19 protein-coding genes and 1 pseudogene are annotated in these 23,053 nt (G+C 71.5%); 8 read left to right on the forward strand and 12 right to left on the reverse strand.

Annotated elements, in window-relative coordinates; genetic code table 11:
- Window positions 1-519: 519 nt before the first annotated feature.
- Window positions 520-1,530 (reverse strand): YihY/virulence factor BrkB family protein, encoded by a 1,011-nt coding sequence (locus ACIGXJ_RS19435; RefSeq protein WP_399646699.1) that lies wholly within the window; start codon window positions 1,528-1,530, stop codon window positions 520-522.
- A gap of 802 nt (window positions 1,531-2,332) precedes the next feature.
- Between ACIGXJ_RS19435 and mscL the strand changes: the two genes are divergently transcribed.
- Window positions 2,333-2,776 carry a large conductance mechanosensitive channel protein MscL gene (gene mscL, locus ACIGXJ_RS19440; protein WP_399646702.1) on the forward strand — a complete coding sequence of 148 codons (444 nt, stop codon included), beginning with the start codon at window positions 2,333-2,335 and terminating at the stop codon, window positions 2,774-2,776.
- Between the two features lie 574 nt (window positions 2,777-3,350).
- Here the strand turns inward: mscL and ACIGXJ_RS19445 are convergent.
- Window positions 3,351-3,731 (reverse strand): hypothetical protein, encoded by a 381-nt coding sequence (locus ACIGXJ_RS19445; RefSeq protein ID WP_399646705.1) that lies wholly within the window; start codon window positions 3,729-3,731, stop codon window positions 3,351-3,353.
- A gap of 680 nt (window positions 3,732-4,411) precedes the next feature.
- On the opposite strand from ACIGXJ_RS19445, the gene ACIGXJ_RS19450 reads away from it, so the two are divergent.
- A complete protein-coding gene (locus ACIGXJ_RS19450; RefSeq protein WP_399646708.1) occupies window positions 4,412-5,539 on the forward strand; it encodes a sensor histidine kinase in 1,128 nt (375 codons plus the stop codon).
- The gene (locus tag ACIGXJ_RS19455) at window positions 5,536-6,198 is read left to right on the forward strand and encodes a response regulator (protein ID WP_399646711.1); all 663 of its coding nucleotides are present in this window, start codon (window positions 5,536-5,538) and stop codon (window positions 6,196-6,198) included. Before ACIGXJ_RS19450 ends, ACIGXJ_RS19455 begins: the two co-directional genes overlap by 4 nt.
- Before the next feature lie 106 nt (window positions 6,199-6,304).
- Here the strand turns inward: ACIGXJ_RS19455 and ACIGXJ_RS19460 are convergent, their stop codons facing one another.
- Window positions 6,305-6,682, reverse strand: coding sequence for an STAS domain-containing protein (locus ACIGXJ_RS19460; protein WP_399646714.1), 378 nt, complete (start codon window positions 6,680-6,682; stop codon window positions 6,305-6,307).
- Between the two features lie 164 nt (window positions 6,683-6,846).
- Here ACIGXJ_RS19460 and ACIGXJ_RS19465 point away from each other — a divergent pair, with 164 nt between their 5' ends.
- Window positions 6,847-7,323 carry an ATP-binding protein gene (locus tag ACIGXJ_RS19465; protein WP_399646980.1) on the forward strand — a complete coding sequence of 159 codons (477 nt, stop codon included), beginning with the start codon at window positions 6,847-6,849 and terminating at the stop codon, window positions 7,321-7,323.
- Between the two features lie 665 nt (window positions 7,324-7,988).
- Window positions 7,989-8,669: a class I SAM-dependent methyltransferase gene (locus ACIGXJ_RS19470; RefSeq protein ID WP_399646717.1), complete on the forward strand. Its 681-nt coding sequence runs from the start codon at window positions 7,989-7,991 to the stop codon at window positions 8,667-8,669.
- 583 nt (window positions 8,670-9,252) lie between these two features.
- Here ACIGXJ_RS19470 and ACIGXJ_RS19475 read toward each other — a convergent pair.
- Window positions 9,253-9,852, reverse strand: a complete 600-nt coding sequence (locus ACIGXJ_RS19475; protein ID WP_399646720.1) for a TetR/AcrR family transcriptional regulator — start codon at window positions 9,850-9,852, stop codon at window positions 9,253-9,255.
- A gap of 162 nt (window positions 9,853-10,014) precedes the next feature.
- On the opposite strand from ACIGXJ_RS19475, the gene ACIGXJ_RS19480 reads away from it, so the two are divergent.
- Entirely contained in the window at window positions 10,015-10,980 is a 966-nt protein-coding gene (locus ACIGXJ_RS19480) for an alpha/beta hydrolase family protein (RefSeq protein WP_399646723.1), read from the forward strand.
- A 434-nt stretch (window positions 10,981-11,414) separates the two neighbouring features.
- Here the strand turns inward: ACIGXJ_RS19480 and ACIGXJ_RS19485 are convergent.
- Window positions 11,415-12,139: pseudogene (locus ACIGXJ_RS19485) on the reverse strand (alpha/beta fold hydrolase).
- Between the two features lie 199 nt (window positions 12,140-12,338).
- On the opposite strand from ACIGXJ_RS19485, the gene ACIGXJ_RS19490 reads away from it, so the two are divergent.
- The gene (locus tag ACIGXJ_RS19490; protein ID WP_399646726.1) at window positions 12,339-12,842 is read left to right on the forward strand and encodes an N-acetyltransferase; all 504 of its coding nucleotides are present in this window, start codon (window positions 12,339-12,341) and stop codon (window positions 12,840-12,842) included.
- Between the two features lie 873 nt (window positions 12,843-13,715).
- Here ACIGXJ_RS19490 and ACIGXJ_RS19495 read toward each other — a convergent pair.
- Window positions 13,716-14,870, reverse strand: a complete 1,155-nt coding sequence (locus tag ACIGXJ_RS19495; RefSeq protein WP_399646729.1) for a hypothetical protein — start codon at window positions 14,868-14,870, stop codon at window positions 13,716-13,718.
- Between the two features lie 100 nt (window positions 14,871-14,970).
- Complete coding sequence (locus tag ACIGXJ_RS19500; RefSeq protein ID WP_399646731.1) at window positions 14,971-15,420, reverse strand: hypothetical protein; 450 nt, start codon at window positions 15,418-15,420, stop codon at window positions 14,971-14,973.
- A gap of 223 nt (window positions 15,421-15,643) precedes the next feature.
- Between ACIGXJ_RS19500 and ACIGXJ_RS19505 the strand changes: the two genes are divergently transcribed.
- Window positions 15,644-16,021, forward strand: a complete 378-nt coding sequence (locus ACIGXJ_RS19505; protein WP_399646734.1) for a hypothetical protein — start codon at window positions 15,644-15,646, stop codon at window positions 16,019-16,021.
- 478 nt (window positions 16,022-16,499) lie between these two features.
- On the opposite strand, the gene ACIGXJ_RS19510 is transcribed toward ACIGXJ_RS19505, so the two are convergent.
- The 5 genes from ACIGXJ_RS19510 to ACIGXJ_RS19530 all read right to left on the reverse strand — a co-directional run bounded on the left by ACIGXJ_RS19510 (window position 16,500) and on the right by ACIGXJ_RS19530 (window position 22,985).
- A complete protein-coding gene (locus ACIGXJ_RS19510; RefSeq protein WP_399646737.1) occupies window positions 16,500-17,285 on the reverse strand; it encodes a peptidoglycan DD-metalloendopeptidase family protein in 786 nt (261 codons plus the stop codon).
- Window positions 17,286-17,348: 63 nt separating this feature from the next.
- Window positions 17,349-18,230: a C40 family peptidase gene (locus tag ACIGXJ_RS19515; protein ID WP_399646740.1), complete on the reverse strand. Its 882-nt coding sequence runs from the start codon at window positions 18,228-18,230 to the stop codon at window positions 17,349-17,351.
- Window positions 18,218-18,883 (reverse strand): RNA polymerase sigma factor, encoded by a 666-nt coding sequence (locus ACIGXJ_RS19520; protein ID WP_399646743.1) that lies wholly within the window; start codon window positions 18,881-18,883, stop codon window positions 18,218-18,220. The genes ACIGXJ_RS19515 and ACIGXJ_RS19520 overlap by 13 nt, the downstream gene beginning before the upstream one ends.
- 79 nt (window positions 18,884-18,962) lie before the next feature.
- The gene (locus tag ACIGXJ_RS19525; protein WP_399646746.1) at window positions 18,963-19,622 is read right to left on the reverse strand and encodes a M15 family metallopeptidase; all 660 of its coding nucleotides are present in this window, start codon (window positions 19,620-19,622) and stop codon (window positions 18,963-18,965) included.
- A 93-nt stretch (window positions 19,623-19,715) separates the two neighbouring features.
- On the reverse strand, window positions 19,716-22,985 hold the full coding sequence (locus tag ACIGXJ_RS19530) for an AfsR/SARP family transcriptional regulator (protein WP_399646749.1): 3,270 nt from the start codon (window positions 22,983-22,985) through the stop codon (window positions 19,716-19,718).
- Window positions 22,986-23,053 lie beyond the last annotated feature (68 nt).

Genomic DNA, 23,053 nt, shown 5'->3' on the forward strand with positions numbered 1-23,053 from the left:
TCGGTGAACGGCACGCGGGCGCTTCGGGTGCGTCCCGTCCCTTGCCGCCGGCCAGCGGTGCGCCGCCGGCCGATCTGTCGCCGGCGGCCCGGTGGGTGCGACGGCCCCGGTGGACGCCACGGAGGCCCCGCGGTGTGCCCCGGGGGGGAGGAGGAGGACGTGGAGTCCGGGCGGTCCTCGAACTCGTCGTGCGGAGTCCACTCCTCGGGCGGCCGACGCCGCCCGGTCGCCTGCTTGCGTACGCCGCTGGACACCAGTTGCGCCACCACGACGCGGCGACGTCCGCGGATGCCGCCCTGCGACCGCGCCAGCCGCCCCTTCACGCCATCACCCCGGCCGCACTGCACCCGGCTTCGTGCCTCTGCGGCCTCCTCGACCGCCGACAGCCCTTCCGCCACCCTGGGTCGGGATGCGGGAAGCCGTCCCTTGGGCCATGATCCGGTCGGCATCGTGCGCTTGATCCGACAGCTTCCCGCACTGCCGGCCCCCGGATCACCGGCTTGCACCTGGAACGGTGCGTCAGTCGTTGTCCAGGCGGCGGCGGTCTTCCTCGTCCCACGTGCGGGTGTCGCGCGGCTGGGTGTAGGGCTCGGCCTGCGGCGGGTGTCCTCCGGCGATCGCCCGTTGACGGGTGGCCTCCGCGTCGAACTCCAGGCCCAGCAGGACGGCGAGGTTACTGATCCACAGCCAGATCAGGAAGACGATGACGCCGGCCATGGTGCCGTAGGTCTTGTTGTACGAGGAGAAGTTGGCGACGTAGAACGCGAACGCGGCGGAGGCGATCAGCCAGAGCACCAAGGCAAGGAAGCTGCCCGGGGTGATCCACTTGAAGCCCTTCACCTTCGCGTTCGGGCTGGCCCAGTACAGGATCGCGATCATGATGACGACCAGGACGACGAGCACGGGCCACTTGGCGATGGTCCACACCGTCAGGGCCGTGTCCCCCAGTCCGAGCGCGTCGCCCGCCCGGCGGGCCAGGCCGCCGGTGAAGACCACGATGACCGCGCTGACCACGGCCAGCACCAGCAGGGTGATCGTCACACCGAGCCGCACGGGGAGGATCTTCCACACCGGGCGGCCCTCGGGCATGTCGTAGACCGCGTTCGCCGCGCGGATGAACGCCGCCACGTAGCCGGACGCCGACCAGATCGCGAGGACGAGGCCTACCACAGCCATGAGCGAGCCGACGCCGGCGCTGCCCTGGAGCTGCTGCACCGCGTCGGTGAGGATGTCGCGGGCGGGGCCGGGGGCGAGCTGTTCGACGTTGTCCAGGAGCTTGTCCGTTGTCGACCTGCCGGTCAGGCCCAGCAAGGACACCACGGCGAGCAGCGCCGGGAACAGAGCCAGGATGCCGTAGTACGTCAGCGCCGCCGCGCGATCGGTCAGCTCGTCGTCCTTGAACTCCCGCAGGCTGCCCTTGAGCACCGCACGCCACGCCCCCTTGGGCAGTTTCGTGGGCGCATCCGGCGCACGCCGCTCCACCTCCGGATCCGGTCCCGCCTCGTCTGCCGTCGCGGCCTGGTTTTGCATGTGGTCGCCTTCTCGTCCGGGGAGATGCAGCTTCGCCATGCGCTGCGGGTACCCTCGCCGCCCGGCCCAACCGTCTTTTCGCCGCTCGTCGGCGAGTCGGCCTCCGTACTGGAGAGCGGCAGCCGCGAGGGCGGATCAGGCGGTTTCTGCCTCGGCCGGCGGGGTGCGCGGGTGGGGTGCAGCGTCGAGCGCGTGTGCCCGGGTGATGGCTTCCTGCACGGTCGCGGTGCCGGTGACCCTTCTGCCTGCCCCTGTTGCGCAGGTTCGCCCAGGCATCCGAGTCTGTCGGCCAGCAGGCAGGAGAGGCCGAAGGCGTTCGGGTGCACATCGGCGGCCAGGGGCAGTAGGCGCAGCCACTGGGGGCGTTTGCGTGCCCGGACTTCTCGCCGAAGGGCGGCCGCCCGCTCACGGCGAAGGCGACGACGGACGCGAGGGCGAAGACGTCGACGGCCCCGGTCAACCGCCGCGCTTCTGGAACCTGTTCGGGGGACATGTAGCCGGTGCGCCCACGACCGTCCCGGTCCGGGGCAACTGGCTCTGCTCGGCCGTCCGCTGCCAGTGCGGTGACGGCCGTCCTGCGGTCGCAGCCGCCGGGGGCGCACAGGCGGTGGAGGCCGGCAGCGTCGCTCTGTGCGGTGCAAGACGCGGTGAGGGACCCGGTGACGGCACCGACCATAGCCTCGGCGAGTCGACGGCGGCCGTGGTGCCGCTGCCCAGCGGGAATGGGTGAGACGTGGTAGGGCACCCGGGGTGAAGGGTCGGGGTGCCGCCCGTCGACGTCATGGGCTGGAAAGGGTGAAAGGTGAAGGGTTTCCGCAGCTTCATCCTGCGCGGCAATGTGGTCGACCTGGCGGTCGGCATCGTCATCGGAGCGGCGTTCACCGCCGTCGTCAACGGCTTCGTCAGCGCCTTCTTGACCCCGCTCGTGGGACTGGCCACCGGTGCCACCGGCGACATGACCCGCAAGACCTTCACAGTGGGCGCCACCAAATTCCCCTACGGAACCTTCGTCAACGCGGCGATCAGCTTCCTCCTCCTCGCCAGCGCCCTGTACTTCCTCGTCGTACTCCCGATCAACAAGCTGCACGAGCGCCTCGCTCCCCACCACGACGTCCAAGCCCCCAAGCGGGACTGCCCCGAGTGCCTCAGCCCCGTCCCGGCCCAGGCCCGACGCTGCGCCTCCTGCACCGCCCCCCTGCCCGCGGTACCCGCCCCGGCCGGGGAGACAATCCAACGGGCCGGGTGACCGGATTCCTGAACGATCGGTGGCAGCAGGCGTGGGTGCCACTTCGCCGAGTGGACAGGGGCGGCGGCCAGCGGGTGCTGACGGGCCGCCACAGACGTGAGCCGGGAGCCGCAATCGACCAGCAAGGCCAAACCTGTCCCAGCAACGTCCGCGCCGAACCAGGCGAAGGCAGGCGGCCTGGTGGTGTTCGTACACGAGCTGTCCGGCCTCGGCTTGGCCGAGGTGGGTGAGGTGGCTGCGGAGGCCGAACCCGAAGGCGCCGATCCGGGCCGGGGCGCCGACGGCTTCATGGAGGTGGGTCCCGTGGAGGGCGACGATGCGGAGTGGGTGGCGGTGGTGGGTGGCGGTGGTGGGCATCGTGCGCTCCGGGCCGGGACCTGCTCGTCCTGGTCCACAAGCTCCGGCAGCAACAGGACCGTGCGCTGTGGCTCTCAGTACCGGACGCAGGTCGTGGCCCGTGGTGCTGATGGCGATGACACGGGTAGCGTCCTGGTCGCCGGCCTCGCTGGGCACACCGGCGAAGACGACCCTGGCCGACGGAAGGCAACCGCTATCGCGTAGCGAGGGGCGGCATTCAGAGGCGCGGGCACCTGGCACGTTCAAGCGCCTTGCGGGCAGCAAGGTAGCCAGCGATCTTGAAAGCCAGTTCGTGAGAGCCGAAGGAATCGACGCGGGCGCGCCGCAGCACCACCCGAGTGGCGATCACGACGCCGTGTTCGGGCAAACTCAGCTGCTCCTCGATCCCGGCGGCGGCAGCCGCGAAGAAGCGGGGCACGGCCTCAGCCGGTTCGTGGTCCACCGTCAGCTCTGGCGCCACCTCGAAGGCGAAGCCCTCGGTTGCGGGCTCGAAATCGACCTCGATCTCCGCGAAATGCGGCGCGCAGTTCTGCTTCTGATGCAGTACCCGTACGCCGCGTATCGGACGCGGCGGAAACAGGGTCTGTATCGACGTCATGCCGGAACGCTACTGCAAGCCTGCTACGTCGCCCCGGTTCGACCGCCGCCTTGGACGACGCCTTCCTCCGCGTGATCAGCAAGGCCGCCCTGCACGCCACCCCGAGCATCGGCACCGACAGCGACGGCATCCCCGAAGCCAGAGGAAGCGCGGGCATCGCGCTTCCCGCCGAGGCCGACGCAGAGGACTGGCAGACGCCATCCGCGCTGCCGACCACCGAACTCTGGGAGAGGAAGCCCGGCAACGAGGGATCGCCTTCACCCGCCCCTGTCTGCCGAACCTCGATGCGTGCGTTGCCGATGTCGGCCCGGCCGCCGGCACGGGCCGGAGCCGGCCAGCCGACAGCCAGGCTGAGGAGCCCTGCCCCCAAGGAGGACAGGTTGGCCCCGGTCTGCCCGTCGCCGATGATCCCGCCCTCGACTGCCACCCTCAGCGCTGCTGAAGTGCTCATGCCCCTCTCCGCCTTCTCCGTCGGTGATTGCGAGGTTCGATGCGCCTTGAGCACGCGTGCACGGCCCTGTGCCGATCGTCCGGCGGACGCAGGAACTCTTCACTGCCGCCGCGGCGGCATCCGGATACCGCGGATGCGGCAGGCGGCGCGCCAGTACCGCACATGCGGTAGACGACCGCTCGTTCATGAGCCGGACTCGCCCCCAGCCGCATCGGGCTACGGTGCACCCATGGACAATGGACGGTTGGCTGTCCCGGCGGCGGTCACCGACTGGGTGATCGCCGTAGGGGTGGCGGCGCTGCTGCTTGGCACCGGACTGTCCGGTGCCCACCCGGCCGGGGGCCGCGAGCTGCTCGGATGCGCACTGCTGGCCGCCGGCGGGCTGGCGCTGGTCGGGCGCCGCCGAGCACCGCTCGTGGTCCTGGCCGTCACCGGGCTGTCCGCGGTGGGCTACCTGGGGGCCGGGTTCGACGTGCTCGCCGTCTCCTACCTGGTCGCGGTCTACGGCGCAGTACGTGCCGGGCACCGCACCGTCGCGCTGGCCGCTTCCGTGGCCCTGGTGGCCGTGCTCCACCTCACTGCCCTGATCTTCCACAGCGGACCCCCGCTCGAGGTCGTGGCGCAGGCCCGGAACACCCTGGAGATGGCCTGGCTGATCGCCGCCTTCGCCGCCGGAGAGGCGGTGCGGCAGGCCGAACGCCGGGCGGACGAAGCCGAGCGCACCCGCGAGGAGACCGCCAGGCGCCGGGCCGACGAGGAGCGGCTGCGCATCGCGCGGGAGCTGCACGACTCTCTCACCCACCAGATCTCGGTCATCAAGGTGCAGTCCGAGGTCGCCGTCCACGTGGCCCGGCGGCGGGGCGAGCAGGTGCCGGAGGCGCTGTCGGCGATCCAGGAAGCCGGCCGGGAGGCGAGCCGGGAGCTGCGCGCGACGCTTGAGGCGCTGCGCGACGACGACACCACCCCGCCGCACGGGCTGGACCACATCCCCAAACTGGTGAAAGGCTTTCAGACCACCGGCCTGGAGACGACGTTGACGGTCGAGGGACATCCGCACGACGTGCCGGCCGCAGTGGGCCGGACCGCTTACCGGATCGTTCAGGAGTCGCTCACCAACGTCGCCCGGCACGCCGCCGCGACCACCGCCGCGGTGCTCATCGACTACCGGCAGGACGCCCTCGCGATCCGCGTCGACGACAACGGAAAGGCCACCCCGCACCCGGCGCCGACGCCCGGCCTCGGGCTGCTCGGCATGCGCGAACGCGTCACGGCCCTGGGCGGCCAACTGCGCACCGAGCCGCGCAGCACTGGCGGCTTCACCGTCCAGGCCGAACTCCCCACGAACGGAGCCCTGTGATCCGTGTCCTGCTGGTCGACGACCAGCCGCTCATCCGCAGCGGGTTCCGCGCGCTGCTCGACCTCGAAGACGACATCGAGGTGGTGGCCGAGGCCGCCGACGGTCAAGAAGGCTTGGCGCTCGCCCGGCAGCACCTGCCTGACGTTGCGCTCATCGACATCCAGATGGCCGTCATGAACGGCATCGAAGCAACCCGGCGCATCGCCGCGGACCCGTCCCTGGCCGGGGTGCACGTCGTCATGCTGACCAACTACGGCATGGACGAGTACGTCTTCGACGCGCTGCGAGCCGGCGCCGCCGGTTTCCTGGTCAAGGACATCATGCCTGAAGACCTTTTGCACTCCGTACGTGTCGCCGCCCGCGGCGACGCCCTGCTCGCGCCCGTGATCACCCGCAGGCTTATCGACCGGTACGTGTCCCAGCCGCCCCTCACCCGCGCCGGCAGCGGGCTGGAGGAGCTGACCAGCCGCGAACGCGAGGCGGTCGCCCTGGCAGCACAGGGCCTGTCCAACGACGAGATCGCCCACCGCCTGGTCATCAGCCCGTTGACCGCCAAAACCCACGTCAACCGCGCCATGGCCAAGCTCCACGCCCGTGATCGCGCCCAGCTCGTGGTACTTGCCTATGAATCCGGCCTGGTGTCCCCGCGCAACTCCTGACCCCATCGTCACGTCGACCTGCCAGAGCGCCACGACGCCTGCGGTTCTCAAGTTGCTGCACCCGTAAGGACAGACGGGCGAACGACCTCGAGATCGTCACCTTCCCTCAGTTGGTCAGGGCTTGACTGAGGGTTTCGCGGCAGTCGATGACGGCGTCGAGGCCGACGATGCTCAGGGTCCGCATGACGGACTCGTCGACAGCGGCCAGGCGCAGCCAGCCGCCGGCTTCGTCGAGGGTGCGGTGTGCGGCGATGAAGACGTTGATGCCGCTTGAGTCCATGAAGGTGACCTGGCGCATGTCGACTATGACGCGGGGACGGGGAGTCCCGGCAGCGTCCAAGGCATGGCGGAGCGTGTCGCACGTGTCGTGGTCGATCTCTCCGGACAGGGTCAGCACACGGATGCCGTCGGTGACGGTGGTCACGACCGTGAGCTGACCGGCCTGCCCGGCGTGTTCGATTCCCGTCATCTCTGGCTCAGACATGCCGATGATCCTGGCACACTCAGACCCCTCGCGCGTAGTGCCGTCGGGCATGGTAAGGGCGCTGCCGGTATGTGGCCTATCCGACAGAAACGGCATGGCGTGATCCGAAGCTGCGGGGGTATGAGCGGGGAGATTCTCTTGAGGGGGAGCGAATGGCGGTTGTGATGGAAGCAAACCCGGCGGCGGGCGGCGCGGCGCCGGACAGGCCCGAGATACAGATCAGCGTGGCCCTGATCGGAGACGGGGAGGACATCGCTCAAGCCCGCCACCTGGCCGCAGGCTTCCTCGCCCGGGCCCAGGCCGAGCACGGCCTGCCCGTCTCCCAGCGTGCCAAGGACCTGACCCAGCTGGTGGTCAGCGAACTGGTCACCAACGCCCGCAAGTACGCCCCCGGGCCGGCGCTGCTGGACCTTCGCATCACCGGCGCAACGGTCGAGGTTGTCGTGTGGGACACCGACCCGGTCCTCCCGGTCGCCCGCGCCGCGGACGCCGGCCGTGTCGGCCAGCACGGCCTGGAGATCGTCATGGCCGTCGCCCAGGGCTTCGAAGTGCAGCGCGAGCCGGTCGGCAAACGCATCACCGCCCGCATCGCCCTGGCCGACGATCCCGGCGGCGCCATCTGCGGGCGCCGGCCCCTCTAGAGCCATCGGCTGCGCCTCACACGGAACGCAAACCGACAGTGCGCCGGAGCGAGGGCGCGTGCAGTCCCGGCGGGCAGCGTCGTACGCTGCTGACACGCCCAACGCCGAGGCGCGCAGCCGCGCCGACCGCCTGAGCGCACGGAACTCCGGGCAGCGCGGCAGGGGCCGGTCGGCGCCGAGCCCGCGGGTGAGCTGCCACTTGCCGGTGACATCCAGTTCGAGGAACTCCGGCACCGCCGGACGGATAGCAACCTCGGGGATGATCGTCACGGTGCGTCTGCTTCATCGAAGAGATTCCAGGGACCCGGCGCGGGCGTGACCTCTGTTGTGCGAGGCGTCCGAGTCGGGCCGTCTTCCCGCGCCGGCGTCTTGAACCGTCCGATGGGCCGGGGCCAGTTGCGGGCCGGACCACCGCAGGACAGGGGATCAGTGCTTGTGCCGGGGCGGGCTTGGGCTGCTCGGGTGCTGGTGGTCGGGAGGGTCCGGTATCCGTGGCGTCGCCGCGCGCCTGCTGCCGCATGAACACAGCGGCGGCGTGGGTGGGGAGGTGGGCACCGGTGACGGACCGGCCTCGCGTGAGTGATCCGGTCATGCCAGCGGACGCCGTTTTGCCAGAACGGCAACACGAGTGGCGTGACCGTACCGCGGTGAGTGACGTTGGGCCGGTGACCGACAACATCACAGCGGGATCGCCCGCATCTGACACCCGTTTTCCTGGCGACGGATATCTCGGAGATCCCGCGGTGCGGGCAGAGTGGGACAACCGGTACGCCGACCGACGACAGCTGTGGAGCGGCCGGCCCAATGGTGCGCTAGTGGCCGAGGTCGCGGGGCTCACGCCCGGTCGGGTGCTCGACGTCGGCTGCGGCGAGGGCGCGGACGCCGTCTGGCTCGCGCGCGGCGGCTGGGACGTGACCGCCCTCGATGTCTCGGGTGTGGCGCTGGAACGGGCGGCCGGGCACGCGCGGGACGCAGGTGTCGCCATCCGCTGGGTACACGCCGCGCTGACGGAAGCGGCGCTCCCGCCGGCCTGCTTCGAGCTGGTCTCCGCGCAGTATCCAGTACTGCTGCGCACCCCCGAGGCCGCAGCCGAGCGAGCGCTGCTCGCGGCAGTCGCACCCGGCGGCGTACTGCTGCTCGTGCACCACGCGGGGATGGACACCCGGCAGGCGCACGACAGCGGCTTCGACCCGGCGGACTACGTCTGGCCCGCGATGGTCGCCGACCTGCTCACCGACGACTGGAAGGTGGAGGTGAACGAGCAGCGACCTCGCGTAGCACCCGAAGGCGGGGCCGGAGCGCACCATACCGACGACCTGGTGCTGCGTGCCCGACGGCTGCGCTGAGCCCCTTCCGCTCACAGCAGGCCCGGCGTCTGGCCGGACTGGATGACCTGGCGTGTCGTCGCCCGCCTGGTGGGGGAGGTGCGCGAGGTGTTCGGGAGAGCCACTGCACCCGTGAGCTGCCCTACAACCAACTCCGTGCAGTGTCTGGCCGTGCGCCCCGCGGCGGACCAGCTGTCGGACTGCTGGTCCGTCCTCGTCGGCCAGGACCTGCCCGGACGATCACGCAGGGCGCGTGACGCAGGCGGGCCCTTCGCTGCCCGGGGTCGTACAGCCGGCCCTTGTTCGCCTTCGGCCCGACGGCGTCAACAACGCTCGTGATCACCGCATCTGGAGCGTCGGCCTTGGCTGCCGTGGGCGCCGCTCGACGCACCCGCGGCGGCCGATTTGTCCTGCTGGACGCTCGCCGTCGAGGGCAAGGGTCCTGGCACGACAAGAACCACGCGCAGATCTCCAGCGTCGACGGCAGGATCACCGTACGGTGCTGCCGGCTACCGGCGTCGGCGGCTGTTGAGGGCGGCTGCTCGGCTCGCGTGGACGTCGTGGACGTCGTGGAGGGGCCGGGTGGCGACGTCGCTCGTCGGCGTCAGGGCGTATGAGGTCGCTGAAGTCCCTGGAGAAGGAGAGCGATCAGGCGTCGGGGGTCGTAGCGGGGGTCGTTGTCGCGTCCGACACAGAGGTTGCCGATGCCGCGCATCAGCTCGTACGGCTGCGTGCCGGGCCTGATGTCGCCGGACTCGACCGCGGCGTCGAGCAGTTGGGTGCAGACGGGCAGCAGGCGGTCGAGGAAGTGGGCGTGCAGCGCGGCGAAGCGGTCGTCGTCGGACTGCAGGGCGTCGGCGAGTCCGTGTTTGGTGACCAGGAAGTCGACGAAGAGGTCGATCCACTGGCGCAGTGCTTCGAACGGGGAGTCGGCACTTGCCAGCAGGTTCGGGCCGGCCTCGGCGCAGGCCTCGATCTGGTGGCGGTAGACGGCTGTGACGAGATCCGCCCGGGTCGGGAAGTGGCGGTAGATGGTGGCCATTCCGACGCCCGCCCGTGCCGCGATCTGGCGGATCGGCGCATCGACGCCGGAGGTGACGAACACTTCGGCGGCGGCGGTGAGCACCGTCTGCCGGTTGCGCTGGGCGTCGGCTCGCTTGCCTCGCAACGGTGCATCCCCTGCCGGGCTCTCGGTGGCCAACATGTGGTCCTTCCAGGCCGATTGACAAAACGGAGCGGCGCTCCGAATACTAAGTGGAGCGGCGTTCCGTTTCAGCTTAGCGGAAACGGCCGCTCCTGACCGCCATGTCCGTCGCCGGTCGCAGGAGGCCGACGGGAACATGTGCCACCGAAAGGAACCCACGTCGTGAGCACATCCACTGCCCCCAGCCCCGACGCCCTGGCCGCGTCCGTCCCGGTCCTCTCCTTCAGCCCCGTGGTCCTGTCCGTGCCCGGACGTCCCGTGGACCTCCAGGTGCGCGTCTCCGCACCCGCGACCGGAACCGGGCTTCCCGTCATCCTCCTCTCCCACGGTCACGGCCCCTCGAACAACCTGTCCTCGCTCAACGGCTACGCGCCGCTCGCCAACTTCTGGGCCGCTCACGGATTCGCCGTCGTCCAGCCCACCCATCTCACCTCCCGGACACTGAGCCACCTGGTCGCCGGCGCACCCGGCGCACCCGACTTCTGGCGCTCCCGCGCCGAGGACATGACCCACATCCTCGACCGGCTCGACGTGATCGAGCGCACCGTGCCGCAGCTCGCGGGGCGGATCGACCCCACCAAGATCGCCGTCGCCGGACACTCGCTCGGCGGCTTCACCGCCGCACTCCTGCTGGGCGCCGGGCTCAACGACCCGGACACCGGCAGCACGGTGCACCTCGTCGAGCCCCGGATCAAGACAGGCGTACTGCTCGCCGCGCCCGGCAGAGGGGGCGAAGTCCTCAACGGGCCCATGGCCGAACAGTGGCCGATCATCGGGGCCGTCGACTTCTCCACCATGACCGCACCCGCGCTGGTCGTCGCCGGCGACAAGGACGACTCCCGGCACTTCACGGACATGGGGCCGGACTGGCACGCCGACCCCTACACCCTCGCCCCCGGCCCCAAGACCCTGCTCACCCTGTTCGACGCGGAGCACGGACTTGGCGGGATCGCCGGATACGACGCCGCCGAGACCACGGACGAGAACCCCGAGCGAGTCGCCGCACTCGCCCGGCTCACCGCCGCCTACCTCAGTACCCAGCTGCACCCCGGCACCTCTGCGTGGGCGAACGCGTGCGAGGCACTGACGACCGGCCCCGACCCGGTAGGACGAGTCGAATCCAAGTAAGCCTCGCACTCGCATGGTCAGCCTGCCGGGCGAGGTGGAAAGCGTATGGGGACGGTCAGCGGGCTCGTACCCGACGACGGTGTCCGGGCAGCCGGCCGCCACGGCCCCAAGCGCTCCCGCGCGCAGGGCCCTCGGCCGCATCGGCTGCCCCCGGCACTGCCCCGACTCCCGCACCGTTCGCTTCGCAGCCGTCCGCGCACACTGTTCCAACCGGTGAACGACTGCTGCCGGTAGCGGGGGACCGGGACGGGTCCGCCGGCCCCGGGCGTCCCCGGAGCCGACCGTTCTCCTGGGTGACCTGCTGTCCCCGTGAAGGGAGCCGGCGCCGTACGCCGCTCCAGCCGGCCGGCCGCGCCCCCTCCCTCACGGCTGAGGCGCCGCTGCACATCGGGTACCGGGCCGGTGCGCGGACTGATGCCCCTGGATCGCCGGGTTCAGTTCCGGAGACCGGCGAGCCAGTCGGTCGGCAGGCGGTTGACCTCGGCGGGGCGCTCCTGCTGGATCCAGTGACCGCAGCCGTCCAGGAGGTGGCAGGCCGACAGGCCGGGGAGGGTGGTGGGGTAGGCGTCGACGGCGTCGGACATCCAGGTGGTGGAGGCGTCCAGGGTGCCACCGACGAACAGGGACGGCTGCTTGACCGCGGCTCCGCGGTGCGGGGCGAAATCCTCCCAGTCGCGGTCCATGTTGCGGTAGCGGTTGAGAGCTCCGGTGATCCCGGTGCGCTCGAACTCCCCGGCGTAGGCGTCGAGGTCGTCCTGGCTCAGCCAGGCCGGGAGAACCCCGGTGGGGAAGCGGTCGCGCAGCCGGCCGCCGCCGCGGGTGACGAAGTGCGGGTCGGGCTCGCCGTGGGCGGGCATGGTGTCGGCGGACAGGGCCGCGTAGAAGCCCGCGAGCCAGCCCCTGACGTCGGGCTCGATCTCCGCCTCGGCGCGGCCGGGTTCCTGTTGGAGGAGCGGCCGTAGCCACACACGTCGATCGCCACCGCCCGGTAGCCGGCCGCGGCCAGGGCCGGGAGCTGGTGGCACCAGGAGTACCAGTACTCGGGGAAGCCGTGCACGAGCAGGACCACCGGGCCGGTGCCCTGTTCGACCAGGTGAAGGCGCCCGGCCGGGGCCTCGACGGTGCGATGGCGGATCCCGCTGTTCGGCTCGTGCTGCATCGGCTTCTCCTCGGTTCGCGGCGACGCGGCTGCCCGTCGATCATGCGGCGCGGCACCCTCCGACGCGATCGGCCTTGCCGATAGTCCGGAGTGTCGACCGGGTGATTCGCATGCCCTGCCCGGGACGAGAGCAAGGCCCGGCGGTATGCGGGGATGATCCGGCGCAGCGCACGGCCGTGCGCTGCTACGGTCGGGCGCCATGAGCTGGCTTCCCGAATACTTCGTCCACCCCGTCCTGGTACCGCTGCCGGGCGGTGGTCACCACCTGCGGCCGATCCGGGAGGCGGACACCCCGCTCGACTATCCGGCGGTGATGGGTTCGCGCGAGCGGCTGTGGACCATCTTCGGCCCGGCCTGGGGCTGGCCCGCGGCCACCATGACCTACGAGGCCGACAGAGCCGACCTGTTGCGGCACGAGAAGGAGATCGCCGCACACCAGTCATTCAACTACGCGCTGTTCGACGCGGCGGAGACTGCTCTGCTCGGCTGTGTCTACATCGACCCGCCGCAGAGGGCCGGTGCGGACGGCGAGATCTCCTGGTGGGTGGTGGACGAGCTGGTGGGCAGCAAGGTCGAGCAGGCCCTCGACATGCTGGTGCCGCAGTGGATCGCTGCCGACTGGCCGTTCCAGCAGCCGCGCTTCCTCGGCCGCGAGATCTCCTGGTCGGACTGGCTCGCCCTGCCGGAGCATCCCGACACATAAACGGTCGTTGCCCGTACCGGTCTCCAAGGCTGTCGATCGAGGGAGTAGGGCCTTTCCCCTGGAGACCGCGCCGGGGGAGCGTGGTCCACTCCACAGGCATCCGACCCGCCATACGGGCCGTCGAAGCGGAGCCCACGCCGAATCGCGGTATCGGCCCTGCGACGTCATGTGCCACATCGCGTTCGAAGACTCCCGCACCTGTTCCCGCAGGGTCGGCAACTCTCGCTCCGAGACTGCCGCTCAAGGCGACTTCGCCACACGCCGACTGCTCCATCAGCATCACGGGGGTTCCGTCCAAGCAGGGATCGCCCCTTCGACGAAGAGCAGTCAAGTCCTCCTCTTCACCGCCGGCCACCTGTCTGTGGCGGCTGGCGGCAAAACGGCTCCTACTACTATGCCGTTGCCGCGAGAAGCACGGGTGGCCCGTGGGAGGGCAATCCGTGCAGACAAGGCCGTTGAAACCTCCTTCGACAGCGGACGGAGGCTGCAACTTCTTGCGGCGCCGCGCGGCGGAGCAGGAGGCCTGTGGCGGTTCGTCGACTCCTTCATGCTCGACGGCATCGCCCAGGAAGTCATCCGTCGGGCTGATGTGGGACGTTTTCGATGCTGCGCAGCCGGTAGATCGGACAACGCAACATGGTGCCCGGGGCCCGGCAACAGTGACGCCTGTCGAAAGAATTCGAGCGCTGTCTGATGAGCCAAGGCTACGCAGTGCATCGCATCGGAATCCGGCACACCCCCGACTGCGCACCTCTGCTCACCGACACCTGGGTCGCGCAGCTGCGCCTGCTCACCGAGGCCAAAGCCGGCAGAAACCCGCCTCGTCGGCATCACCGGCGATGATCCGCGACCGACCAGCATGCCGCGGCACCATCAGCACACCTCCAGCCCTGGCACCTGGTTCTCCGGCGTCGCAAGGTAGATGTTGCTCATGTAACCGCCGTACTGGGGCAGATACGCCCACCAGTCATTGGTGTACGGCGGCACGCTGACCTCCTGGCCGCGCTTCTGGCACCGCACGAGAACCTCCACTCCGGCGGGCAACGTGGTGAGCGGCGTCGCCGACGTGGTGGCGTCGGCGCGGACCCGTACGCCCGTGCCCCAGGTGCCGATCCAGGTGCCCGTCGGACGGGTGGCGCCGGGGACGTCCAGTGAGCGGGTCAGCCGGCCCACGTCGGAGTAGGCCTTCCCGTACGCCGTCCCGGTCGGGTGCAGCGTGAGGACCGCCACGACCGAACGGTCACCCGCGCCCACGACGCCGGTGGTGTGCAGCGCCGGGCGCGCGAGGTCGACGGACGCGGCGTCCGCCGCGCGCTCCCCGTCCCCGCTCCGGGCGGCGACGACCCCCGCTGTCGCCGTGCACCCGCCGGAACTGAACCCGGACCAGCCCTGCTTGACCGCCCAGGGGCGGTCGAAGGAGCCCGCGATGCCGAAGTGCTGGTCGTAGCCGTCGGTGGCGCAGCGCGTGGACTGCCGGAGGTTGCCCAGGACGTAGTCGCGCACGGAGGCGGGGGAGGAGTCCAGCAGCCAGCGGTAGATCCGCACGGTGGCACGTGCCGACAGAGCCGTGTAGCCCCAGTAGCCGGGGTGCGTCGAGGGGGGCCGGGCCGTGTCCGTCAGGCCGAGCCGCGCCACCATACGGTCGACGATGGCCCCGGAGCCGTTGACCGACCAGAAGTAGCTCGCCGCGTTGTCGTCGCTGCTGCGCAGCATGGAGTCCACCCGGGACCTGTCCGCGGCGGAAAGGGAGTCGGGCGTACGGTTCCACAGCAGGTCGAGGGCGATCAGCAGTTTGACCACGGATGCCGACCGGAACTGGGCGGCGCTGTTGACCTGTTCGGTGAAGGTGCCGGTCTGCCGGTCGAAGACGGCGACACCGGCGGTCACCCCGGCCGGGATGTCCACTTGCGTCACGGCCGCCGGCGGAGCGGGATCCGGTACGGCGGCGGTCGCGCTGGGAGCGGCGCCGGTGAGGGCGCAGAGCAGGGCCGTCGCCGCTCCGCACAGCAGGCCCGCTCGCCTCCTCACGGCGCGAGGGGACGGGGAAGTGCGCAATAGTGTCATGTCGGCTCCTTCAACGGGTGAGTCGTCCTTGCGGGCACCGGGGCGGGGTCGGCGGGTCGTGGGGTCACGGACCCATGCAGGGGGAAGGGACACCGGGGAGTTTGTTGTCCGGATGGGCGATGAAGTAGCCGGCCATCCAGCCGTCGGTGCCGCGGGTGTGGTTGATGGCGAAGACCCAGTAAGGGTTGCCGCCGATCGTCTGGCCCAGCGTCTGGCAGGTGATCTCGAGCTGGTCGCCCGGCTGTGCCTGACCGGTGATGTCCGGGCAGTTGGTTGTGGAGGGGCTCTCCGGGCAGGCCCATCCGTTCACATGGTTCAGGTCGTGCCGCATGTTGACGTCGGTCGCCCACGTGGTGAAGAACGAGCCCGCAGCCTGCTCGCCGGAGGCCGTCTGCCCGGCGGGCCGGGTGGGAAGGGACGCTTGCGCGGACGCCGTGCCGGCGCCCAGGAGCAGCGTACCGAGCAGCGCTGCGCTGCCGCCCAGACGCGCGGCGCGGCGGAGTGCCGTATTCATGAGGGATTCCCTTCAGGGGGTCGAGTGCGCGCCGACCGGACGGGCCGGCGGGGGAGTGGACTTCACCACCGGGACGGGATCGCGGCCCGCCCCGTATGAGACCGGCCCGGAGGAAAACCGCCCACCGCAGCGCTCATACCGCGCGGCCCTCGCATCGGTCCACGAGACGGGGCGGCGTCGCGCCGTCCCTTCCGACCGCCCTCGTCAGACGGAGCTTGTGCCCATGTCCCTGCTCAGCACCCGTGTCGCCGCCGCCGGTATCGCCGCCGGCGCCGCCTTCGCCCTGTTCGCCTCCGCCGGAGCGGCCGAGGCCCGCCCCGACGGCTTCTACGTCTCACTGCAGCCCAACAGCAACGTCCGCACCGCTCCCACCACGCAGAGCCAGATCCGCGTGAACACAGGTCCGACCGTCGACCGGTACTACATCGAGGGCCTCTGCTACGTGTACGGCGAGACGGTGACGGCGGGCGGCTACACCACGGCCGTCTGGTACAAGGGCCACGTCTTCGACAGCCTGGGCCCGCAGTACAGCAACTCCTACGTCTGGGGCGGCAACGTCAACGTGGGCGCCGACCCCTCCGACTCCGTCGACCCCTGCTGAGGTTCGGCACGGACACAAGGCCGCGCCCCCGGGATCGGACAGGGTCTCGGGGGGCGCGGCCTTGTGTCCGTCCTCGGGTCAGCAGACCGGCAGGCCGGAGTCCGGTTCGTCGTTCCCGCCGCCGACGAGGAAGATCTCGCTCATGTAAGGGCCGGAACCATGCCCGTCGGCTGGGTCCGGACCCAGCAGGCGTGCCAGTGGCCGTCGTAGTCGGCGCGGCCCCCGCGGATTTGGCACTGCACTTGGAGGAACCCGTCGCCCGGCGCCTTGGCCGCGACCGCGGCGGTCGGGTCGGGCGCCAGACGCATGTTGATGTCCGTTCCCCAGATGGGCACCGGAACAGGCGCGGGTAGCCGGGGTCCGGGGTGCAGGGCACCGAGTCGGCCGCCTGCGCGGACGGGACGAGTGCCGGGCAAAAAAGGCGCCGCGGCGGCGAGAACAGCCGTCGCGGCGCCCTTGGTGCCGGCCCGGAGGCAGGTCAGCACTCCCGCACCCCCGGCAGCCAGGCCGCCGGGTCGTCGATGTAGATGTTCGTGATGTAGCCGCCGAGCGCCGGGATGTAGGACCAGGCGTCGTTGGAGTAGCCCTCGGCATTGACGACGTCGCCGTGCTTCTGGCACTCCACGTACACCGGGGTCGGCCCGCTGAGCGTGCGCACGACCGCCGCGCTCAGCCGGGCGTCCGCGCGGACGTTGACGGAACTGCCCCAGGTGGTGAAGTTGGCGCCCGGAGTGCCGCCGCCACCGCCACCGCCGCTGCCGGGCGTGCACGGCAGGCTCACGCCGCGCGCGGCCATGTAGGGGACGGGGTTGATGCCGCGGCCGCCGGCCGTGTTGGACTGTACTTCGAAGTGCAGATGGGGACCGGTGGACTGCCCCCTGCTGCCCATGCGGGCGATCTGCTGGCCCCCGCTCACGCGCTGGCCGGTCGACACGCCGATCGTGTCCATGTGGCCGTACTCGGTCACTGTGCCGTCGTCGTGCCTGATGCGGATCCACAGGCCGTAGCCAGTGGCCGGGCCAGCGGCGATGACAGTGCCGTCGCCCGCCGCATATATCGGGGTGCCGATGTCGTTGGCGATGTCGACGCCATCGTGACCCGGATACGGCTCCCACCACTGGGTCACCTGGCCCGCCGTAGGGCAGAACCCGGTGAATCCGGTCGGCGCGGCCTGTGCGGAGCCGGCCGCGAGCGGCACCAGGCCGCCGGCGACGATCGTGGCGGCGAGCATGCCGATGGAGCGGGTGCGCTTGCGTGCGCGCATGTCGGATTCTCCTCCGTGCGATGGTGTGGGTGGTGAGGAACGAGGGAGCCTGAGGGCCGGTGGTCAGCAGGCGGGGACGCCGGGCAGCCAGGCGGCGGGATCGGCGATGTAGATGTTGGAGATCCAGGCGTTGTATTTGGGGATGTAGGACCACGCGTCGTTGGCGTAGCCCTCGGCGTGGACCATCTGTGCGTGCGCCTGGCACTGCACGTCGAGCGGAGTGGGGCCGGGCAGACGGATGACCACCGGGCTGACGGTGTCGGGCCGCGCACGCAGCGCCACGTCGGTGCCCCAGCTCATGAACCGCTTGGTGCCCGTGGGCGGTTGTTCGCCGCCGGTGATGCGCAGTGCTCCGGCGTACCGGGAGTCGAGCCGTACGTCGCTCACCATCACCGTGGTGCCCGACTCGCGGGCCTCCACCATCTTGCCGTTGCCGAGGTAGATGGCGATGTGGTCGACGCTGGAGAGGTTGGCGGGGTCGGAACCCCACATCACCAGGTCGCCCGGCTGGAGCGGGGCCAGGCCCTGACCGGGCGTGAAGCGGGCGGTGGCTCCGCTGAACCGGGCCTGGTTCCAGGTGCCCTCGGGCAGGGCGATGCCGGCTCCCTGCCAGGCCGCGTACTGCACCAGGTGACCGCAGTCGAAGCCTCGCACCTGGCTGTCGTGGGCGCCCGGTCCGCCGCCCGGGTAGTCCTGCCCGTACGTCGGCCCGTTGATGGAGCCGCCGCCCCACGAGTACGGCACCCCGATCTGCGAACAGGCGGCGTCGACGATGGCCTGGGCCTGGGCGGAGGCGCTCGCCAGGGGGCGGCAGTCGGTGGTCGCGGTCGCGGCCGGCGCCCCGGTGGGCCGTGGCGCGTGAGCGGTCGCCGTACCGGCGCAGGCGATCGAGGTGGCGAGCAGCATTCCCGCCGTCGTCGCCAGTCTGCGGTTCATGCGGCGCATGTGGTCTCCCCCTCGGTTCGGGCGCGCGTCGCGCGCTCGTCGTTCTTCGTCGTGGAGACCGGTTCGGGCGCGGTTTCGTATGCGCTGAGCGCCGAGCGAATCTTGGCGAGTCCGCGCATCCGGTTGCGCTGGACGGTCCCCCGGTGGGTGCCGAGCCGCTCACCCGCCATGTCGTGGGTCAGTCCCTCGATGTCGACGAGGATCACCGCGGCCGCCTCCTTGGGCGACAGCCCGCGCAGCAGTGCCACCGTCACCACCGCGGCCTCCCGTGCCGCGAAACCGCCGTCCCAGCTCGGCTCGGGCATACGGTCGGTGCAGTGTTCCCGGCGGGAGGGACGCAGCCAGGAGTCGCGCAGCAGATTCAGCGCGGCCGCGCACGTGTAGGCGTACGGATGCTCCTGGCGCGCCAGCACCTGGGCGCGGGCCCGGCGCGAGAGCCGCAGATACGTCTCCTGCAGCAGGTCGTCGGCGTCGTAAGGGTTGCCCGTCAGAGCCAGCAGCCGGTTGCGCAGCCGCGGCATCGCGGCCGTGAACGCCTCGTCGAACTCCGCGGCGGTCATGTGGTCCGCGGCGGCGCCGGGCCCGGCCGGGGTCCGTTCGCCGTGGGCTGTCAGGGGTGCTGAGGGCGTGATCGCGGCGCAGTTGCTTGTCACTGTGTTTCCCCCGGGTCGGTCAGGTCGGTCGGAACGGCGTGTGACGGTGGACGGTGCGGTCGGTCCGCGCGAGGAAGCGCTACGGGGTGCTCCGGTCGACGGGCCCGTATCTGGCGGCCGGCGCGCCGGTCAGCAGCGCCCAGTACCGGTCGCCGAACGACCAGTGCCACCACTCGGTCGGGTAGTTGACGAACCCCGCGGCCGTCATCGCCCGGCTCAGCAGCTCACGGTTGGTCCGGGCGTGGGCGTCGATGTTGACGGCGGCCGTGCGGCAACCGCCGTCGCTCTCCTCCGGAGTGGCGTTGACCGCAGTCCCGAGAGGCAGTTCGACGCCGCCTCGCGTGCACAGAGTCAGGTCGACGGCGCCACCGCTGACGTGCGGTGCGACCTCCGGCGGCGAGATGTAGGCGCTGGAGAGCTCACGTATGCGCTCCGCGCACACGCCGGGGTTGGCCCGGCGCACCTCGTCGGCGTAACTGTCGAAGTAGCTGCTCTGCAGGGCCGGCGGCCGGAAGCCCTCCACCATCAACAGGCGGACACCGGCGGGCAGTGCCGCTTGGGCGAGCAGGAGTCTGCGCAGCACGTCCGCCCGGACATGAGCGTACGACCCGTCCGCGTCGGCCTGACGCGGGTCGACGCGCAGCGCCGGGACCCGGCGGGCGTCGACCAGCGGCTCGCCGGTCTCGGCGACCGGGGTGGCGGCGACCCGCGGGTCCGAAAGGAGGATTATCTCTGTCACGCTCACAGCGTGCGCGCGGGCTCTGCAGATCCGATGCAGATCCTCTGCAGGGCCCCTGCGGACGGGTGCAGGGGCCCCGCAGCGGTGCGCGGTTCAGCGGACGCTCGCCTCCTCGGCGCCGTCCGCCGCACGGCATTGGCCGGTTTCCCGGCCGTGGTCGTGCCCACCCTCGGTGCCGTCCGCCGCACCGCACTCACCGGCTTCCCTGCTGCCGAGCGCGCGGAACACGCCGCATGCCTCCTCCCGCAGGGCGCGTGCCGTCTGCCGCTCGCCCTGTGCCGCGGCGACGCTGCTCAGATCCCTGAGCGTCCTGGCGCGCCACAGCGGCAGGTCGAGTTCCTCCCACAGCGACAGCGCCGCCCGCAGGTGCTCCGCCGCCGAACCCCGCGCACCGGCTGCCAGTTGGCCTTCGCCCAGCGTCCTGAGCACAAGGGCCTGCCCGAAGCGGTCCTGCCGCTCGCGGGTGACCTCCAGGCACCGCTCCAGCCGCTCACGCGCCTCCCGCAGCCGGCCCTGCCGGATGTGCACCTTCGCCAGCGACTGCCCCGCGTACATGACGCCGAAGGAGTCCCCGGTCTCCTCGAAGAGGTCGAGTGCTCGGGCCAACTTGGCCTCCGCAGCGGCGAGTTCCCCGCGGGCACGGTGGCACAGCGCCAGTCCGCGCAGCGTGAGCGCCTCGCCGTGCCGGTTGCCCGCGGTCACGTACAACCGGTGCGCCCGGTCCAGCTCCTGCCAAGCCTCGTCGTACGCGCCCCGGTCGCGGTGCACGCTGCCTATGCCGTAGTGCTGATGCGCCTCGCCGGTGCTGTCCCCCAGGTCCCGGAACAACGGCAGCGCCCGGCCCATCAGTTCCAGGGCCTCGCCGAAGCGTGCCTGTTCGCGCCGGGCCGCCCCCATGCCGGCCAGCGCGGCGGCCACGCCCCTGGGCTCGCCGGTACGGTCGAACAGGGCCAGTCCCTCGGCGAAGTAGGCGTGGGCCTCCTCGAACCGGTCCTGTTGCAGACGCAGTTCGCCCAGGCCGTTGAGCAGCCATGCCTCGCCCTCGAGGTCCCCGGTGCGGCGCACCGCGTCCAGAGCCACGGTGTGCGAGCGGGACCATGCGTCGAACTGGTTGTACTGGGCTGCCGAGCTGGCCACCACGGCGGCGGCCAGATCGCGTGCGGCCCGGGACAGTCCGTGCTCGGCGCAGTGTCTGACAGCGGCGGTGAGACAGGGCTGCTCGGCGGCGAACCAGGCGGCCGGCCGGGCCATGAGCTCCTCGCGTGTGTCGGTGTCGAGGGGGCCCGCGTCCTGGGCGGCGGCCAGCAGGCGGGCCGCCTCCGCCGGACCGCGGGAGGCGGCGGCCTTCGCCATCGACAGCCAGCGGCCCGTCAGCCTCAGTACGGCCGCGTCCCGGTCGGCCGGGCGCTCCTCGGACAGACAGCGCTCCCGGGCGTGTTCCCGCGCCAGGCCGTGGATCCGGTACCGAATCCGGCCGGTGTCGTCAGCGCCGGTCACGTCCAGGAAGTGGCAGTCCACCAGCCGCTCCACCGCCTCCTCCGCCTCGTCCACCGGGATGTCGAGCAGCGGTGCCGCGATCCAGGCGGGGAAGTCGGGCAGGTCCATCAGCGCCAGCCTGCGCAGGGCCCGCCGCTCCTGCTCGTCGAGATCGGCATAGCCCAGCCCCAGGCTGGCCCGTACCTCCAGGTCTCCGGCATGCAGTTCGTCCAGCCGCCTGCGTTCGTCGCGCAGTCGGGCGGCGAGACGGGCGGGCGTCCAGTGGGGCCGGGCCGCGAGCCGGGCGCCCGCGACCCGGACGGCGAGGGGGAGCTGACCGCACAGGGAGACGATCTCGGCGGCGTGCGCCGGCTCCGCGTCCGCCCGCCCGCCCCCGGCCACCCGGGTCAGCAGGTCGAGGGCCTCGGCCTCGGAGGGCGCGGTCAGCTCCAGACGGCTCGCGCCCTCCAGGGCGACCAGTCGCCGACGGCTCGTGATCAGTACGGCGGACCCACCGCCCGAGGGCAGCAGTGGCCGCAGATGGGTCTCGCTCATGGCGTTGTCGAGGACGAGGAGGAGCCGGCGGCGGGCCGTGTGCGTACGGTAGAGGTTCACGAGGTCGTCCTCGTCACCGGACAGTTCCTCGGGGTCCGCGCCGAGTGCCCGCAGCAGTCTGGCCAGCGCGTCTGCGGTCGGCAGCGGGGCGGAGTCGGAGGCGCGCAGGTCCAGGAACAACTGGCCGTCCGGGAAGCGGGCGGCCGCCCGGTGGCCGACGTGCACGGCCAGCGCGGTCTTGCCGATCCCGGAGCGCCCGGAGATCACGCCGATGGGCGGCGCCGTCCGCGACGCCTCGTCGACGCGGTCCAGCAGACGTACGGCCCAGGCGATCTGCTCGGCGCGTCCGACGAAGTCCGCCACGTCGGGCGGCAGATGAGAGGGCGCGGGCCGGCCGGTGTCCTTCCGGGAAGGGCGAGGGCCGGGCACGAGCGCGGCCCTCGCGTCGAGGCTGTCCCGGGCTGGGCCGGCCGGTGAGGACGGCCGGGCTCCGGAGTGGGCGGGCAGGTCCGGGGCGGGCGGGACCGGCGCGGGAGGGGGAGTGGCCTCCCCGAGCAGACGGGTGTCCGCCCGTAACACGGCCTGGTGCAGGGCGCGCAGCTCCGGGCCCGGGTCGATGCCCAGTTCGGCGCGGAACAGCCGACGGCCCTCCTCGTAGACGCGCAGCGCGTCCGGCACCCGGCCGGTGCGGAACAGGGCGGTCATGAGCTGCCCGCGCGGCCGTTCGCGCAGCGGGTCGGCGGACACGTGCGCGAGGAGTTCGGCGACAAGATCCGCCGGGCAGCCGAGGGCCAGGTCTGCGGCGAAGCGTTCTTCCTGCGCGGTCAGCCGCAGTTCCGCCAGGCGCGTGGCTTCGTTCCGGGCGAAGGACAGGCCGAGCCCCTCCAGCGCCTGAGGCCCGCGCCACAGCGCCAGCGCGTCCCGCAGGACGCCCGCGGCCTCCGCGGCCCTGCCCTGCGCGGTCAGGCGCCTGCCCCGGGTCAGCCCCTCCTCGAATCGACGTGCGTCGACGCGGGAGGCGGGAAGGTCCGCGAGATAGCCGGGGGAACGGGTGCGGACGGTCTCCTCGAAGCCTGCCGACGCCAGGGCGCGGCGCAGTCCGGAGACGTGGGTGGCGACCAACGCCCGTGCTGTCGCCGGGGGTTGGTCCTGCCAGACCATGTCCACCAGACGGTCCACGGAGACCACCTCGCCCAGGTGCACCACCAAGGCCGCGAGTATCGCGGTCGGCTTGGAACCGTTCAACGGAACTCTTCGTGGCCCGTCCCACACCTCGACGGGGCCCAGCAGGCGCACGTCCATCGTCGTCCCCCGACCTATGTGCCCGGTCATCGGCACCGACGATACGGCGTGCGGTGCCCGGGCATGCCGAGGAACGGACCGCCTCGCCGCCATGGCGA

The organism is Streptomyces sp. NPDC053367 (assembly GCF_044545925.1).
Lineage (GTDB): Bacteria > Actinomycetota > Actinomycetes > Streptomycetales > Streptomycetaceae > Streptomyces.

Excerpts from the sequence above, each read along its gene's own strand:
- ACIGXJ_RS19435 (WP_399646699.1), bottom strand. The coding sequence starts at position 1,530 with ATGCAAAACCAGGCCGCGACGGCAGACGAGGCGGGACCGGATCCGGAG.
- ACIGXJ_RS19445 (WP_399646705.1), bottom strand. The coding sequence starts at position 3,731 with ATGACGTCGATACAGACCCTGTTTCCGCCGCGTCCGATACGCGGCGTA.
- ACIGXJ_RS19450 (WP_399646708.1), top strand. The coding sequence starts at position 4,412 with ATGGACAATGGACGGTTGGCTGTCCCGGCGGCGGTCACCGACTGGGTG.
- ACIGXJ_RS19460 (WP_399646714.1), bottom strand. The coding sequence starts at position 6,682 with ATGTCTGAGCCAGAGATGACGGGAATCGAACACGCCGGGCAGGCCGGT.
- ACIGXJ_RS19465 (WP_399646980.1), top strand. The coding sequence starts at position 6,847 with ATGGAAGCAAACCCGGCGGCGGGCGGCGCGGCGCCGGACAGGCCCGAG.
- ACIGXJ_RS19475 (WP_399646720.1), bottom strand. The coding sequence starts at position 9,852 with ATGTTGGCCACCGAGAGCCCGGCAGGGGATGCACCGTTGCGAGGCAAG.
- ACIGXJ_RS19490 (WP_399646726.1), top strand. The coding sequence starts at position 12,339 with ATGAGCTGGCTTCCCGAATACTTCGTCCACCCCGTCCTGGTACCGCTG.
- ACIGXJ_RS19500 (WP_399646731.1), bottom strand. The coding sequence starts at position 15,420 with ATGAATACGGCACTCCGCCGCGCCGCGCGTCTGGGCGGCAGCGCAGCG.
- ACIGXJ_RS19505 (WP_399646734.1), top strand. The coding sequence starts at position 15,644 with ATGTCCCTGCTCAGCACCCGTGTCGCCGCCGCCGGTATCGCCGCCGGC.
- ACIGXJ_RS19510 (WP_399646737.1), bottom strand. The coding sequence starts at position 17,285 with ATGCGCGCACGCAAGCGCACCCGCTCCATCGGCATGCTCGCCGCCACG.
- ACIGXJ_RS19515 (WP_399646740.1), bottom strand. The coding sequence starts at position 18,230 with ATGCGCCGCATGAACCGCAGACTGGCGACGACGGCGGGAATGCTGCTC.
- ACIGXJ_RS19530 (WP_399646749.1), bottom strand. The coding sequence starts at position 22,985 with ATGACCGGGCACATAGGTCGGGGGACGACGATGGACGTGCGCCTGCTG.